15 protein-coding genes and 1 pseudogene are annotated in these 15,168 nt (G+C 62.4%); 4 read left to right on the top strand and 12 right to left on the bottom strand.

Annotated features, from left to right (window positions below):
* Positions 1 to 3 precede the first annotated feature (3 nt).
* The 3 genes from ACTAQJ_RS14495 to ACTAQJ_RS14485 are packed head-to-tail and all read right to left on the bottom strand — an operon-like array spanning position 4 to position 2,668.
* Positions 4 to 1,218 carry an acetyl-CoA acetyltransferase gene (locus ACTAQJ_RS14495; protein WP_498697094.1) on the bottom strand — a complete coding sequence of 405 codons (1,215 nt, stop codon included), beginning with the start codon at positions 1,216 to 1,218 and terminating at the stop codon, positions 4 to 6.
* Positions 1,215 to 1,913 (bottom strand): CoA transferase subunit B, encoded by a 699-nt coding sequence (locus ACTAQJ_RS14490; protein WP_498697093.1) that lies wholly within the window; start codon positions 1,911 to 1,913, stop codon positions 1,215 to 1,217. Before ACTAQJ_RS14490 ends, ACTAQJ_RS14495 begins: the two co-directional genes overlap by 4 nt.
* 38 nt (positions 1,914 to 1,951) lie before the next feature.
* Positions 1,952 to 2,668: a CoA transferase subunit A gene (locus ACTAQJ_RS14485; RefSeq protein ID WP_498697091.1), complete on the bottom strand. Its 717-nt coding sequence runs from the start codon at positions 2,666 to 2,668 to the stop codon at positions 1,952 to 1,954.
* 174 nt (positions 2,669 to 2,842) lie between these two features.
* On the opposite strand from ACTAQJ_RS14485, the gene ACTAQJ_RS14480 reads away from it, so the two are divergent.
* On the top strand, positions 2,843 to 3,631 hold the full coding sequence (locus ACTAQJ_RS14480) for an IclR family transcriptional regulator (RefSeq protein WP_498697088.1): 789 nt from the start codon (positions 2,843 to 2,845) through the stop codon (positions 3,629 to 3,631).
* A gap of 57 nt (positions 3,632 to 3,688) precedes the next feature.
* Here the strand turns inward: ACTAQJ_RS14480 and ACTAQJ_RS14475 are convergent.
* Positions 3,689 to 4,254: pseudogene (locus ACTAQJ_RS14475) on the bottom strand (GNAT family N-acetyltransferase).
* Positions 4,255 to 4,462: 208 nt separating this feature from the next.
* Between ACTAQJ_RS14475 and ACTAQJ_RS14470 the strand changes: the two are divergent.
* Positions 4,463 to 4,837 (top strand): VOC family protein, encoded by a 375-nt coding sequence (locus ACTAQJ_RS14470; RefSeq protein ID WP_431117769.1) that lies wholly within the window; start codon positions 4,463 to 4,465, stop codon positions 4,835 to 4,837.
* A 116-nt stretch (positions 4,838 to 4,953) separates the two neighbouring features.
* The gene (locus ACTAQJ_RS14465; RefSeq protein WP_431117771.1) at positions 4,954 to 5,205 is read left to right on the top strand and encodes a hypothetical protein; all 252 of its coding nucleotides are present in this window, start codon (positions 4,954 to 4,956) and stop codon (positions 5,203 to 5,205) included.
* 103 nt (positions 5,206 to 5,308) lie between these two features.
* On the opposite strand, the gene ACTAQJ_RS14460 is transcribed toward ACTAQJ_RS14465, so the two are convergent.
* Positions 5,309 to 7,009: a cytochrome c biogenesis protein DipZ gene (locus tag ACTAQJ_RS14460; RefSeq protein WP_498697084.1), complete on the bottom strand. Its 1,701-nt coding sequence runs from the start codon at positions 7,007 to 7,009 to the stop codon at positions 5,309 to 5,311.
* Between the two features lie 245 nt (positions 7,010 to 7,254).
* Between ACTAQJ_RS14460 and ACTAQJ_RS14455 the strand changes: the two genes are divergently transcribed.
* The gene (locus ACTAQJ_RS14455) at positions 7,255 to 7,941 is read left to right on the top strand and encodes a fasciclin domain-containing protein (protein WP_498697082.1); all 687 of its coding nucleotides are present in this window, start codon (positions 7,255 to 7,257) and stop codon (positions 7,939 to 7,941) included.
* 108 nt (positions 7,942 to 8,049) lie between these two features.
* Here the strand turns inward: ACTAQJ_RS14455 and ACTAQJ_RS14450 are convergent, their stop codons facing one another.
* From ACTAQJ_RS14450 to fdhA, 7 genes are all read right to left on the bottom strand, one after another.
* Positions 8,050 to 8,214, bottom strand: coding sequence for a hypothetical protein (locus ACTAQJ_RS14450; protein WP_498697080.1), 165 nt, complete (start codon positions 8,212 to 8,214; stop codon positions 8,050 to 8,052).
* Between the two features lie 11 nt (positions 8,215 to 8,225).
* Entirely contained in the window at positions 8,226 to 10,247 is a 2,022-nt protein-coding gene (locus ACTAQJ_RS14445; RefSeq protein WP_498697079.1) for a BCCT family transporter, read from the bottom strand.
* A 37-nt stretch (positions 10,248 to 10,284) separates the two neighbouring features.
* The gene (locus ACTAQJ_RS14440; RefSeq protein ID WP_431117777.1) at positions 10,285 to 10,422 is read right to left on the bottom strand and encodes a hypothetical protein; all 138 of its coding nucleotides are present in this window, start codon (positions 10,420 to 10,422) and stop codon (positions 10,285 to 10,287) included.
* 298 nt (positions 10,423 to 10,720) lie between these two features.
* A complete protein-coding gene (locus tag ACTAQJ_RS14435) occupies positions 10,721 to 11,527 on the bottom strand; it encodes an IclR family transcriptional regulator (protein WP_224095032.1) in 807 nt (268 codons plus the stop codon).
* Between the two features lie 128 nt (positions 11,528 to 11,655).
* A complete protein-coding gene (fdhD, locus tag ACTAQJ_RS14430; RefSeq protein WP_498697077.1) occupies positions 11,656 to 12,537 on the bottom strand; it encodes a formate dehydrogenase accessory sulfurtransferase FdhD in 882 nt (293 codons plus the stop codon).
* On the bottom strand, positions 12,525 to 13,847 hold the full coding sequence (locus tag ACTAQJ_RS14425; protein WP_498697075.1) for a molybdopterin molybdotransferase MoeA: 1,323 nt from the start codon (positions 13,845 to 13,847) through the stop codon (positions 12,525 to 12,527). Before ACTAQJ_RS14425 ends, fdhD begins: the two co-directional genes overlap by 13 nt.
* 29 nt (positions 13,848 to 13,876) lie before the next feature.
* A complete protein-coding gene (fdhA, locus tag ACTAQJ_RS14420) occupies positions 13,877 to 15,094 on the bottom strand; it encodes a formaldehyde dehydrogenase, glutathione-independent (protein WP_498697073.1) in 1,218 nt (405 codons plus the stop codon).
* Between the last annotated feature and the right edge of the window lie 74 nt (positions 15,095 to 15,168).

The following is a 15,168-nucleotide window of genomic DNA, read 5'->3' as shown; positions in this document are numbered from 1 at the left end:
GGGTTAGACCGCCTCCAGCACGCTGACGTAGTTCGCGATGCCTACGCCGCCCATGTTCTGGACGGCGCCTCGCCGGGCATTGGGGAGCTGCATGTCGCCGGCGGTTCCCGTGAGCTGCATGGCCGCAATGACATGCTGCGACACTCCGGTGGCGCCCACAGGATGCCCCTTGGCCTTAAGACCGCCGGACACGTTGACGGGAAGTTTACCGTCCTTGTACACCCAGCCCTCCTGGACGGCGCGCGAACCCTCGCCGCGGGGAGTCAGGCCCATGGCTTCGTACATGATGAGCTCGGCGATCGTGAAGCAGTCGTGAACTTCGGCGAAGTCCAGTCCATCGATGCCCACGCCTGCCATCCCCAGCGCCCGCTCCCAAGAGACACGGGTAGCGGCGAACTCCGTGGGATCGCGCTTTTCCGCCGGGAAGAAATCGTTCGCGTGACCGAAGCCCGCCAAGCGCACAGGTGCGGTTGCGCCGCCGGTAGCCGACGTTGAAATCACGACGGCGGCTGCACCGTCCGAGACCGGCGAACAGTCCGTGCGGCGCAAGGGGTCGGCAACCATGGGGTTCTTGTCCGAGATGGTGCGGCAGAATTCCTCGCCAAAGTCCCGGTGCATCTGGGCGTAGGGATTATCCATGCCGTTGCGGTGGTTCTTGGCTGCAATGGAACCGAGGACATCGCCCAAGCCTCCGGGGTAGTTGGCCGCGTCGATGCCCGTGCCGTAGCGCTTCCCGTAGTGCTTCGCCACCTCGGCGAACAACCCCGTGAACCCTGTGGTGGACGCCTTGCCTGCCATTTCGTACGACGCACCAAGCAAAGCCGCCCCCACCACGTCCGCTCCGGCGTCGGTCATTTTTTCCGCGCCGATCACCAAAACATTGCGTGCAGTTCCCGCGAGCACAGCCTTCACGCCTTGCTGGAACGCTGCGGAACCGGAGGCGCAAGCGTTCTCCGTGCGCGTTGCAGGGACATTGGCCAGGTCTGCAGAGAGCTGCAGTGCCAGCGACGACGTGAACCCCAGCGGCTGCATGCCTGAGTTGAATTGGCCGAGATAGACTTCGTCGATGTCCTTGGGCTCAAGCCCGGAATTGCGGATTGCTTCGCCGGCTACCTGGACAATCAATGATTCCAGGGTGTGGTCCGTGAGTTTCCCGAACTTGCTGTGGCCCCACCCCGTGAGCAGGATGTCCTTGCCGAACTGATCTTTCAAGCTCATGCGCTTGCTCCTTCAAGTGTGTGTTCTTCAGTCGTGAGCGCCACCGTGAACTCCGCCTCGGTCTTGCTGCGGATCTCTTCCACCGTGACTCCTGGGGCGAGGCGTGTGAGCAGGAGGCTCGTCCCGGCGTCGTGGTTGTTTTCAGCGTCCGCCTCGATGTCGAAGACCGCGAGGTCCGTGATGATCCTGTCAACGCACTTCAGCCCAGTGAGCGGCAGCGTGCATTCCGTGACGATTTTGGCCGAGCCGTCCTTGGCGTTGTGCTCAGTGAGGACCACCACCCGCGGTGTCCCGGCCACCAAATCCATGGCGCCGCCCATGCCCTTGACCATCTTTCCCGGGATGGTCCAATTGGCGAGGTCGCCACGGCCCGAGACCTGCATGGCCCCCAGGATCGCCACCTTCACATGGCCGCCGCGGATCATGCCGAAGGACGTAGCGGAATCGAAAATGCTTCCACCCGATGTGATGGTGACGGTCTGCTTGCCGGCATTGATCAGGTCCGCGTCCTCCTCGCCCTCATAAGGGAACGGGCCCATGCCGAGCAATCCATTCTCGCTTTGGAGAACCACCCGCACGCCGTCGGGCAGGTTGTTGGCCACCAAGGTGGGGATGCCGATGCCGAGGTTGACGTAGTCGCCGTCGTTCAATTCTTCAGCCGCAATGGCGGCCATCTGGTCTCGTGTCCAAGCCATGATGTGTGCTCCTTGTTCTTTAAGCCGTTAGCGCTTCTCTAGACCGTTACCGCTACGCGGGGCGGGCGGACTGTGCGCTGTTCGATGTCCTTAACCCGTGCACTGGCCTGCACCAGCCTCTGGACGTAGACGCCTGGAGTGACGATGTGATTGGGGTCGAGCTGGCCAGGCTGCACTATGACCTCCGCCTCAGCGATGGTGACGGCGCCCGCTGTTGCCACCACCGGGTTGAAGTTCCTGGCCGTGTAGCGGTAGATCAGGTTTCCATCCGTGTCGGCAGTGTGGGCGTGGACAAGCGCGATGTCGGCGGTGATGGCGCGCTCGCGGACGTAAGTCACGCCGTCGAACTCTTCCAACGGCTTGCCTTCGGCAACCAGCGTGCCCACGCCGGTCCGTGTATAGAAGGCGGGGATGCCGGCGCCGCCGGCGCGGAGGCGCTCGGCCAGGGTGCCTTGCGGAGTGAATTCGACCTCGAGCTTGCCGGCCAGGTACTGCTCGGCAAACAGTTTGTTCTCGCCAACGTACGACGCGATGACCTTCCGGACTTGGCCGGCCTCGATCAGGACGCCGAGCCCCTTGCCGTCCACGCCCATGTTGTTGGACACGATGGTGAGGTCCTTGGCGCCCGACTCCCGGACGGCATCGATCAGGTCGGCCGGGATGCCACTGAGGCCAAAACCCCCGACGGCGATGGTCAGGCCGTCTGCCATCAGGTCCTGGAGCGCTTGGGTTGCGCTGGCGTGCATCTTCGACATTGGAACTCCTCTTTGAGTCTTTCTGGTTTTATCCACGTTGTGGACTGAGTGACCTGTAGAGGAGCCTAGGTTTGATCGCTGCCACGGTCAACGGCCCCAATGCTTGGATACTCACGGTGTGGACTGTAGGCTCAAAGGTGTCCATATTGTGGATGAAATCTTCGAGGAGGCTTTGTGCCCGAACAGAAATCCACGCAAAATCCGGTGCAGGGTGCCCAGGTTGTGGGCCGTGTTGCCCTGCTGCTGAGGCTGGTTGGGCGCAAACCCGAGGGGACGTCGTTGGCCGGACTGGTTCGTGAATCAGGGCTGACACGGCCAACCGTGCACCGGCTGCTGACGTCTCTCGCCGCGGAGGGTTTGCTGGAACACGATCCAGCCGCGGGGAAGTGGGTCCTTGGGCCGGAAATCTTCCTCCTTGGATCGGTAGCGGCGGCACGCTTCCCCATGGAGGACATTGCCCGGCCAAGCTTGCGCCGCCTCGCAGCCGAGACTGGCGAGAGCGCGTTCTTCTCCATCCGACGCGGCAACGAAACAGTTTGCGTGTTGCGAGAGGAAGGATCGTTCCCGGTGAGGTCCTTCGTGCTGCATGAAGGCGTACGTTTTCCGTTGGGAGTTGCGTCAGCAGGAACGGCCATCATGGCTTTCCTGCCCTCCGATGAGCAGGAAACCCTGCTGGAGGACTGGCCGGCGCACGCTGGCGACTTTGCGGTGGGGCATCCAGCCGACGTGGTGCGGGACAACCTTGAGCGCACCCGGCTGACGGGCTACTCGGTGAACCCGGGGCTGATCCTTGAAGGGAGTTGGGGGATGGGCGCGGCCGTTTTTGACCAACAGGGGCGGCCGGCATGGGCCCTTTCGTTGACGGGGATCGAACCCCGGTTCCGTCCTGATCGACAGGAATTCCTCGGCAAATTGCTGCTCGAGGAAGCTCACCGAATGACCGCAAAACTGCAGGGATCCTGACCCAAGTAGGGGACAGCACATGCTCCAATGAGAGCCCAGTGGACCGTTTGCTGTCCCCTAGTTGGGTTGGCGCAGGTCCAGCCGCATCAGCACTCGCGGGAAGCCGTTGAGGACTGACGTTGTTTCGGCGACCTTTGTGAAGCCGGCTTTCTCGAAGAGCCTGCCATGGTCAGGTCCACTTTGTTGCCTTTGTTGTCCACGGGGTAGCCCTCAATGGCTGGCGCGCCATACCTTCGGGCCATGTCGATCGCACCCTCCAACAGATGATGCGAAATGCCCTTGCCGCGATGCCCAGGCCGCACCCTAATGCACCAGACAGACCACACGTCGGCGTCGTCCACGTGGGGGATCTTTCGGTTGGTTGCAAAGCTGGTGTCGGCCCGGGGGTGGACGGCGGCCCACCCAACTACTTCGCCGCCGTCGTACGCGAGAACGCCCGGCGGCGGATCCTCTGCTACCAGCTTTTCCACGAACCTTCCCCGCTCCTCCCGCTGGAGCTCAAGGTTCTGCTTCGAGGGAATCCGGTAACTCAGGCACCAGCACACGTTGGCGTCCGGACGTTTGGGGCCGACGATGGTTTTCACGTCCTCGAACACCGTGGCCGGGCGAACCTCGATTCCCATGCCGCCCATCCTGTCACCGCCGCCCAACTCTTCGCTAGACTGGCGGACGTGATGACCGGATCGGGCACCTGCCCTGCACAGATTGGCTACCCGGCCGAGCTCTGACGTGTGCCAGCGCCGTGACATGTACCAGCGCTGCCCGCGCTCCTCCGCGTGGATTGATGCCCTTGAACCCATCGAACGAAATCCACGCAACAAGGAGTCATTCATGCCCGCACTTTTTAACCACACCATCATCGCGTCCATCGATCGCGCCGTCTCCGCCGAGTTCTACCGGTCCATCCTCGAAGCGGACGAAGCTCCAAGTTGGGGGCCGTTCACCAACCTGACCTTGGCTGGCGGCGTGATGCTCCAATTCGCCGAGCCCCCGGTCGAAATCCAGATGCAGCACTACGCCTTCCTGGTAGACGACCAGCATTTTGACCGCGCCTATCAGCGCCTGGTGAGTGCCGGCGTCGAGCATTGGGCGGATCCCCAGATGACCCGTCCAGGCGAGACCAATACGGAGCACGGTGGCCGGGGCGTCTATTTCAAGGACCCCTCGGGCCACGCGCTGGAGCTGATCACGAAGCCGTATTTCTAAGGATGAAGCGGAAGCTGGATAGGGGGCCGCGGCGTGGAGGGCATCGCGAAGCGGGCACGGCCCCCTATCCAGCTTCCAGCGCACCCGATCCACGTCGCCCCACTTTTTGGAGAACCATGACCACCACGCGTCAGTATGTAGTTGGCCCTGAAGAAGATCTCATCCTGGGGACTAAGTTCCGCAAGAACTCGATCATTTTTGGCATCATCGGCCTGTTCATTTTCGGCGTGGGCTTTGGAGCCATGGCATTCCTCACCGCTCGCAAGGCCGAAGGATACGGAGTAAAGGCGACGGCCGGGAAGGTTTTGGGAATCCTGGCCTTCGTCAGCGGCGCCATCTTCCTTGCCGTGTACTTCGCCAACAAATAGGCTCTCCACGCCACAAACCTGCTCTTGTTCGTTTCTCAGGCCGCACAACGGTGAGGAGAGCGAACAAGAGCGGGTCCGGCACCTACCCAGCTTCCAGCGCACCCTATCCGAACGTGAAGGAGTACGCCTGGATGCCCTGTGGGACCTTGACCTCGAGCTTGCCCTCGCGGATTCGGGGGTCGTCCACGATCTGATGGAGCGTCGGCGTCCCTGAGACCGCTACGGACGTGGTCTTGCCATCCCGGACAACGTCGATCATGCCTTCGCCACTGACCACGATGTATACCTGCTTGGCGTGGTAGTTCAGGGCAATCGAAGAGCCGGCGCGAGCAGGGGTGATGGATTGCGTTCCGAGATCCCACGAACCCTTCAAGGAAAAGCTGTCACCGGGCTGATTCGCTGGCATTGAATACAGCCCAACGCCGGCTTTGTATGGTTCCGTGCCCGCATAGTTGACCTTCTTGGTGGTGCCCAAATACGTTTCGGCAGTGGTGGCACCTGCTACCGGGCCGTCGTCGGACGCTTCGACGGGAGCCGGCAGCGCCGCTGAAGGGTTGGCCTCTTGCAGGAGTTCGCGGATCAGCTTCTCCGTTGTCTGGTAGCCGCCCTCGCCGAACTTGATGTGGCGGACTGTTCCCTCGGAATCGATGAGGTAGTGGGCCGGCCAGTAGCGGTTGCGGTAGTTGGTCCACGTGGAGAGGGTGTTGTCGATGGCCACGGGGTAGGTGATGCCAAGGACCTGCGCGCCGGACATGACGTTGCGGGTCTCTTTCTCGAACGCGTACTCGGGGGAGTGGACGCCGATGATTTCCAGGCCGGAGTCCTTGTACTTGCTGTACCAATCGGTGAGGTGCGGAACGGAGCGCTGGCAGTTGATGCAGGAGTAGGCCCAGAAATCCACCAGGACCACCTTGCCTTTGAGGTCCTTCAAATTCACGGCCTGGCCGCCAGGGGTGTTGAACCATTCCTGGATGCCCTTGATATCCGGCGCTGTGCCGCACGATTCAAGCTCTGTGGCACCGTTGCTGCACTTGTCCAGTTCGCGGTTTTGGTCATTGACCAGCCCGCCAAGATCCAGGGCCTTCTTCACGGCCTCGTTGTCCTGGACCTGTTCCTGGAGTGTGGAGGTGTAGTCGGGCACGAGTTTCTGCAGCAGCTGGGGAAGGTTGAACACCAGGCCGATTGCGAGGGCGATCATCATGACGCCACCGGCGATGCGGATCTTGCGCTGGTTCTTCCGGAAGGCCTTGACGCGCTCTGCGACGCGGCGGCCAGCCAGCGCGAACACCAGCAGCGGAACGGCTGCGCCGAGGGCAAACGTCAACGTGAGGACTATAGTTTCGGGGCCCACCTGGCCGGTGGCGCCGGCCACGGCAATGGCGGCAAGCACTGGTCCTGCACAGGGGACATAGACGACGCCGAGCGCCAGTCCCAGCACCAGGCCGCCGTTTTCGGTGCCTACTTTGCGTTGCGGGATCCAGGAGAACGGCTTCTCCAGGATGTGCTGGAAACGATCGAAAATGAGGCCACAACCAATGAGCACCAGTACCACCAGCCCGATCCATCGAAGCAGGTCCTGCGGCAGGTTCACCAACGTCAGCAGGAACGAGCCAACCAGCGTGAAGGTGCTGAAGCTGATCACCAGGCCAAGGATCACCAGGTACGGACGCCAGCTGGTTACAGCATCTTTACGCGCACCCTGCACACCCCCGGAAAGAAAGATGACGGGCAGGACGGGCAGAATGCACGGCGAGATACCTGTAATCAACCCGCCCAGCAGGCCGATTAGTGCTAATTGCAGCATTGCGTCTCCCAACGTTCGCCGGACCGGCAATGAAGGGTGCCGGCTCCGGATATCTGTAGGCAGTTCGGAGCCGAAGCTGCGATGGCTTGGTTCAGAAACTTTTTCAATCCGAACCCATCCACGCCGGTGCGACCTCCGAATAGCTGGTGAGGCACAAACCGCCGGCGACGCAGATGCAGCGCCGGGGAGCCAGTGCCCACACCCAATGGACCCAATGCTCTGGTTCCACGAACAAGGAGAATGACATGTTGTCCACAAAGCGCCCCGCCCTCGCCTTCGTTGGCCTCACTGCAGCCGCCCTTCTCGGACTCACGGCTTGTGGTGGTTCAAGCAGCTCCAGCACACCGTCGTCGTCGGCGTCGTCGTCCGCTGCCCCGGAGATGTCATCCGCGGCACCGTCGCCGTCTGCTTCTGCCATGACCAGCGCCGCCATGGATCCCGCCCGTGATCTTGTTGGCCCCGGCTGCGCCGGTTACGCCGCCCAGGTTCCGGATGGTGCCGGTTCGGTAGTGGGAATGGCCCAGGATCCGGTTGCCGTTGCAGCATCGAACAACCCGCTTCTCAAGACTTTGACTGCCGCCGTTTCAGGCAAGCTCAACCCGAAAGTGGATTTGGTCTCCACCCTCAACGGCAGCGAATTCACAGTCTTTGCACCTGTTGACGATGCTTTCGCAAAGATCGACCCCGCCACCATTGAGACGCTGAAGACGGACGATGCCCTGCTGAGCAAGATCCTCACTTACCACGTAGTCCCAGGCCAGTTGAGCCCTGACCAGGTGGTTGGAACGCACAAGACGGTCCAGGGTGGCGAAGTGACCGTTGGTGGTAGCAAAGATGCACTCACCGTTGACGGCGCCAACGTGATTTGTGGTGGCGTCCACACGGCCAACGCAACGGTTTACCTGATCGACTCCGTGCTGATGCCCAAGTAACCAGATGCCCAACTAACCCGCCTGACCCGCAACACAAAAAGCAGGCGCCGGAATCCGGCGCCTGCTTTTGTGTTGGAAATGAATGGTTAGCGCTTGCCTAGGTCGCTATTAAACGTACGAGCCCTGGACCGTGGCGGTGGTTCCACACGTGCAACCACCGTCAACCTGGAGCTTGACCGTTACGGGTTTCGTTGCGTCCAGGGTGAAGCTCACGGTGTCCCCGGAATCGGTGGAGACACGGAGAGTGCTTTCTTGTTCATGGGTTTGAGTCATGGCGGGATACCTTACTTGTCGGTCGGGTCGGTGCGGGGAGATTCAACCCTGGGGATGCTTCCGGTCGGAGTTCCGCCGGGACAGTCGGAATCCGGGCAATCCTCCGCGCACTCGTGCCTGGTCACCAGATCGAATTGAACGCCCCGATGTTGTTCCACGCCCGTACGAATCGCGCGTTCAACAACGGATGTCGCCAAGCGCTTACGCAGTGACAGGGGATCACGGCGCAGGTCCTTCGTGAGGGCGAAACAGAGCAGCAGCATGACGATGACGAAGGGCAGCGCGGCAACAATCGTGACTCTTTGGAGCCCGGCCAAAGCCTCGGATGGTTCGTCGCCGCCGGCCAGGAGCATAACCGCTGCTACTGCACCGGTGAGGCTTCCCCAGAAGATGACCACTCCGCGCCGGGGGTGTTCGGCTCCGTTGGAGCTGAGCGATCCCATGACGATGGAGGCCGCGTCGGCACCAGTGATGAAGAAGATTGCCACCAGAACCATGGCCAGCACGATGACTGCTGCCGTGGCCCAGCCGGGCATACCAAGGTTCTTGACGAGATCGAAGAGTGCGCCGTCGAAATTGACGGAGGGCACGCCGTTGGTCATGGTCACCAAACCAGGTGTGCCGGCCTTGTCAGCTTCCTGCTGGACGTGGAAGGCAGCTCCACCGAAGATACCGAACCAGATAACGCTGACGATGCTTGGCACCAGCAGAACGCCGGTGACGAACTGGCGGATGGTCCGGCCGCGGCTGATGCGAGCAATGAACATGCCGACGAAGGGCGTCCAGGAGATCCACCAGGCCCAGTAGAAAATGGTCCAGCTGGTCATCCAGCTACGCAGTGCATCGTCGCCGACCGCTTCGGTCCGGGACGACATCTCCGCCAGGTCCCTGGCGTAGTCGCCGATTGCGGAAGGAATCAGGTTGAGGATGAACAGGGTGGGCCCGGCAATAAACACGATGAGTGCCAGGACGACTGCCAGCACCATGTTGATATTGGAAAGCCACTGGATGCCGCGGCTGATGCCGGAGACTGCTGATGCGACGAAGCAGAAGGTGAGGATGGCCACGATCACCACGAGTACCGGCGTGCCGATCTCGCCCACCCAGCCGTTGGAGGTCATGCCGCTGCCGATCTGAAGGGCGCCGAGGCCCAGTGAAGCGGCGGTACCAAACAGTGTGGCAAAGATGGCCAGGATGTTGATGAATTTCCCGAGGGGGCCTTCCACCATCCTGATGCCGAACAGCGACGTGAATGCTGCGGAGACCAGCTGCCTGCGGCCCAAACGGTAGGTGCCGTACGCCATGGCAATGCCCACGACTGCGTACATGGCCCATGGGTGCAGGGTCCAGTGGAAGATCGAGGTGGCCATCGCAGTCTGGATGGCAGCAGGAGTGCGGCCGTCCACAGTGCCCGGTGGTGGCGAGATGTAGTGGTAGAGCGGTTCAGCCACGCCATAGAACATGAGCCCGATGCCCATGCCGGCGGCGAACATCATCGCTACCCAGGAAACAGTACGGAATTCCGGCTTCTCGCCGTCCTTGCCCAGTGGGATGTTGCCGAACTTGCCCAGGGCGAGCCAGAGGACGAAGACGACGAACAAGGAGGCAAGAACCATGAAGAGCCAGCCGGTGTATTCCATGACCCAGTTCAGGGCGCCTTTGGAAGTTTCAGAGAGGCTGTCCCGGCCGACGAAGCCCCAGACCACGAAGGCGACGGCGATGGCGCCCGTGATTCCGAAGGTGACTTTGTCCAGCGTAAGTTTGCGGTTCCGGCGGGCACTAACGGCCTGCTCGGTCTTGGCGTGGCGCAGTTCTTCCAGGATCTGTGCGTATTCCTCAGTATCCGGCAGTGTTTCTGCGCCTCCGTCCTCATCGTCGAGGACTGCGGGGTTGGTTTCGTCCGGGGAGACGCTGATGACGTCCCCAGAGTTCTCCGGGCGTTTCGTTTTACGTGATGAAGGAGTGTCAGCCAGGCTATCGCTGGCGGGCACTTCCTCGGCAGTTAAAGGCTTTAAATCACTATTTATAGCCATGAGCGGGTCCTTTGCTCGGCGAGTCATGGGCTTGGGTTTATACATGGCCCTGGAGGGTGGGAACGGATGGAAGGTTGGGGGCTTCGTCCGATTCGATGACCATGATTGTTGGAGCAGTATCGAGCCGTAGCGCCTCCCCGGGAGCGAGTTCACTGGTGGGGCAGGCCTTGCGCATGTTGCACCTCTTTTGTCGGGGAACGGGGTTTCTTGTCGCTTTGGCTGAATCGCCTTCTAACGTTTCGCAAGGATCAACAGTTCTCGCGCTAAGCAACAGAGTGCGCCCCGTCACAGGGCAATGTCAAGGTGTTTCTTTTCCATTTCCCGGACCTTGACACTCCTCCGGAGATGCGTCATCGAGTTGCGCATGGTGGTTACTGTTGCGTAACAAGCGACAACAGGGGCGAAAAATGGCCACGTTGATGGCAGGTAGTTAAAGCGTGGATAACGCGCCTGGTTCAGGCTGCGCCAACGGCCTAGCGGCGTCGGTAGCCCATCTTGGCGCTGATCGTGAAGCCAGCCTCGCGGAGGGCGTCTATGAGCCCTGGATGCTCCTCCGGGGCAAAGCGGAAGGCAGGGCCGGAGATACTCACCGCAGCGATGACATTGCCCATGTGGTTAAAAATAGGCACGGCTACCGCCGTCAGGCCGATCTCGAACTCTTCATGGACTACTGCGTAGCCGTTCCGTGCGACGTCGAGCAGCTGCTTCTCCAGCTCCGCGCGGTTAGTGATGGTGCGGGGCGTGCGGGCAGGCAGCCCGACTGTCTTGAGGACCTGGTTCCGCTCATCGGCCGTCAGCGCGGCCAAGAGCACTTTGCCGCTGGACGTGGCATGCAGCGGCGTCAGGCTGCCCACCCAGTCGTAGGTGGCAAGCGTTGAAGGGCCCATGGCCTGGTCGACGTTGACGGCGTAGTTGGATCGAAGCACGGCAAGGTTGACCGTTTCCTTGTACTCACCCGCGAGTGCTTCCAGTACTTCCCGGGCCTCGTGCACGACGCTCAGCCTGCCGGGGATGGAGGTTGCCAGCCTGAGGATTCCGAAGCCCAGCTGGTACTTGCCCCTCTCGCTGTTCTGCCGGACAAGCTCGCGGTTAACCAGCGAGCCCACAAGCCTGGACACGGTGGATTTATGGACGCCCATCTCGTCAGCGATTTCACTGACGCCCGCGTCCCCTTCGCGTGCAAGGATTTCCAGGATTTGCAGCGCGCGGTCCACTGATTGGACGCCGCCGCCTTGGGCGTCTGCGTCCTTCTCGATGTCCGGATTGTTGCGTGGGGCCATGATGCCTCGTGTCGTTGTCCCAAGCAGGTGGCCGGGGCTGTAAAGCCCTGCCCGGCCTGCTCCTCGTCTTTCCTCATCCTAGTCCGACACGGACACGGGCCCTGCACATAAACCCGCAGAACGGGCGGTCAGAGCCCTGCGAAGGCCTCCTCACGTGCCGCTTTGCAGGGGCGGACCAGTCTGTCACGTCCGGCGTAGACGTTGAGGCTGTGACCGCGGCTAAAGCCAACCAGCGTCACACCGGTCTCAGTGGCGAGGTCCGCGGCAAGGCTGGAGGGCGCGCTCACGGCGGACAGGACGGGGATGCCGGCGAGGGCGGCCTTCTGGACCAGCTCGAACGATGCCCGCCCTGAAACCTGCAGGACCAAGCCCGTCAGGGGCAGCAGATCCTGGCGCAGTGCCCAGCCCACCACTTTGTCCACGGCATTGTGGCGACCCACGTCCTCCCGCAAACAGAGGAGCTCGGGGGTGGCGCCGTCCACCCTGAAGAGTCCGGCTGCGTGGACGCCACCGGTCCTGTCGAACACCGCCTGGGCTTCCCGGAGGCGTTCGGGCAGTTCGGCCAGGATGTCAACGGGAACCCGCAGTCCGTCCTGGGAGGGGTCGAAGTGGAGTGTTTTACGGACGGCCTCGATGGAGTCCGTTCCACAGATGCCGCACGAGCTGGAGGTGTAGACGTGGCGCATGGTGTCCGGCATTTGTACGTCGGAGCGAAGCTGGGCCTCCACCACATTGAACGTCTGCACCCCGTCCTTCTCGCCGGCGCAAAAGCGCAGGGAGATCAGCTCGGATTGACTGCGGATGATGCCCTCGGACACCAGGAACCCGGCCACCAGGTCAAAGTCGTCTCCCGGAGTCCGCATGGTCACGGCGAAGGAGCGGCCCCCGATCCTGATTTCCAGGGGCTCCTCGGCGGCCAGGACGTCTTCCTTGAACCGCACCGGATATTCGGTGCCTGTCCCGTCGAGATGGAAGCGGTGGATCTTCCGGCGCTGTGTCATCCGTGCCATGGTGCATACCTTCCTGGCTGGTGTGGGAAATCGTTGGTTGCTTGCACCTGTGACCAGGCGCTTGACCAGGCGCTTGTCCAGGGCAGCGGCATGACCGGGACGGGTTCCCCTGCTTCCACTCCGCCAGGGGGAACGGCCATGAAACCGTCGGCCCAAGCCAGGCCACGCATCATGCCGGGGCCTGTGTGTGAAGCAGGAAAAGCGAGGCCGTGGACAAAGGTGCAGGGAATGAGTTGTGTCCGGCCGGGGCCCGGATCGATGTCCGCCCCGGACATGAGGTGGCCAGCTGTCTGGAAAGGCCGGTTTTGGAGGGCAGCGAGCAGTGGTTCGCCGATGGTCATCAGGGCCATCATGGCGGCCAGGGGATTGCCTGGGAGGCCGATGATGAAGCGGCCGTCGGGAAGTTCAGCCAGTACAGCAGGATGACCGGGGCGCATAGCGACGCCGTCCAGCAGCAGGCGCCCACCGAGCGCGGCCACTGCAGCGCGGAAGTGGTCGGTTCCGGATTTGCCGGTGCCACCGGTGGTGATCGTGACATCGGGGTGTTCACTTCCGGGCGGGCCGTCAAGTGCCGACAGCCACTCTTCGTATGAGTCGCCGATCCGTTGCTGCCTGCCTGGAATTCCGCCCAGCTGGGAAATCACTGCGCCGAGTTGCGGGCCGAAGGTATCGCGCACCTGTCCCGCTGCCGGCTGACCCGAGGTCACCACCTCGGAACCGGTAAGTACGACGGCGACCCGCGGCTTGCGTTGTACCTGCAGTTCGTCGTGGCCTGCTACGGCAGCAAGGGCAATGTGGGCAGGATTAAGGAGTGTGCCGGCGGGTACGAGGACGTCGCCGGCTCGGGCTTCTTCACCGGCTGGCCGTATGTGCCGGCCGGGGAGCGTCTCGCCGGGCTTCGCATCTGGTCTCAGTGAGAGCTGCAGCCCGTATCCGGCGTCGAGGACGTGTCCGCTCTCTTTCCGAAGTACCGCCTCGGCGCCTTCCGGAACCAGGCCGCCGGTGGCAATGACGCTGGCTTGCCCCGGCGAAAGCGGCAGCCCCGCCGTCGTGATCTCCCACGGTCCTCTGCCATGAATGGCCCAGCCATCCATGGCAGAGGACGCGTAGTGCGGAAGGTCCTGCTGCGCCGTCACGTCAGTGGTGAGCACGTATCCGATCGCGTCCGCCAGTGGCACGGACGCCGACGCAAGCGGAACAGCGCAATCGAAGGCCATCTGCCGGGCTTCAGACCACGTTGGGGCAGGCATCCGCTCGCAGGGCACATGGGATGTTGGCGACGTGCCGCGGATGATTTCCTGTGCGAGCATGGATGCCCCCTTCCTGGTGTTTTTGCGTACTAAGCCTTCACGTAACCGTTCGGGTTCAGTACGAACTTTGTTGCCGCTCCGGCGTCGAACTCGGCGTAGCCGCGGGGAGCGTCTTCAAGGGGGATGGCTTGGGCATTGACTGCCTTGGCGATCTGGACCTTGTCGTGGAGGATGGCCATCATCAATTGACGGTTGTACTTCATCACCGGGCACTGGCCCGTAGTGAAGGACAAGGACTTTGCCCAGCCGGTGCCCAGCGAGAGCGAGAGGGAGCCGTGCTTGGCTGCTTCATCGATTCCGCCCGGATCGCCGGTGACGTAGAGGCCCGGGATGCCCAGGGAACCGCCGGCGGCGGTGATGTCCATGAGGGAGTTCAGCACGGTGGCTGGAGCCTCGTGCGTGGCGTCCCGTCCGTGGCCGCGGGCTTCGAAGCCAACGGCGTCCACGCCGCAATCCACTTCCGGCACTCCGAGGATCTGCAGGATCTGCTCCTTCGGGTCGCCGTTGGAGACGTTGACCGTTTCGCAGCCGAACGAGCGCGCCTGTGCAAGCCGGTCTTCGTTCATGTCGCCCACAATCACGACGGCGGCGCCAAGCAACTGGGCGCCGACGGCGGCAGCCAGACCCACGGGGCCGGCACCGGCTACGTACACCGTGGACCCTACGCCCACGCCGGCAGTAACGGCGCCGTGGAAGCCGGTGGGGAAGATGTCCGAGAGCATGGTCAGGTCCATGATCTTTTCCAGGGCCTGGTCGCGGTCCGGGAAGCGCAGCAGGTTCCAGTCGGCGTAGGGAACCAGCACGTACTCGGCCTGTCCGCCTACCCAGCCGCCCATATCCACATAGCCGTAAGCGCTGCCGGGGCGGTCAGGGTTGACGTTGAGGCAGATACCGGTCTTTTGCTCTTTGCAGTTCCGGCAACGGCCACAGGAAATGTTGAACGGCACCGAGACGATGTCGCCCACCTTGATGAACTCGACGTCGGGACCCACCTCCACCACTTCGCCGGTGATTTCGTGGCCGAGGACCAGGTCCTGCGGGGCTGTGGTGCGGCCACGGACCATGTGCTGATCGGAACCGCAGATGTTGGTCGTTACAGTGCGGAGGATCGCGCCATGCGGTACCTTCCGGCCGACGTTGGCCGGGTTGACGCCCGGTCCGTCCTTGAGTTCGAACGTCGGGTAGTCAGTGTTGATGATTTCGACTACGCCGGGTTCCTTGTAGGCGACTGCTCGGTTTCCAGACATGGACACTCCTCCTGGGGCGGGTTGTGGTACGGAAATTGGATCTGCCCAATTGCCCGAGAGCGGTGCTTCGATGA

It is taken from the genome of Arthrobacter sp. alpha11c (assembly GCF_054149985.1).
Note: the sequence above shows the minus strand (reverse complement) of the source record. Positions and strands in the feature narration are given on the sequence as shown.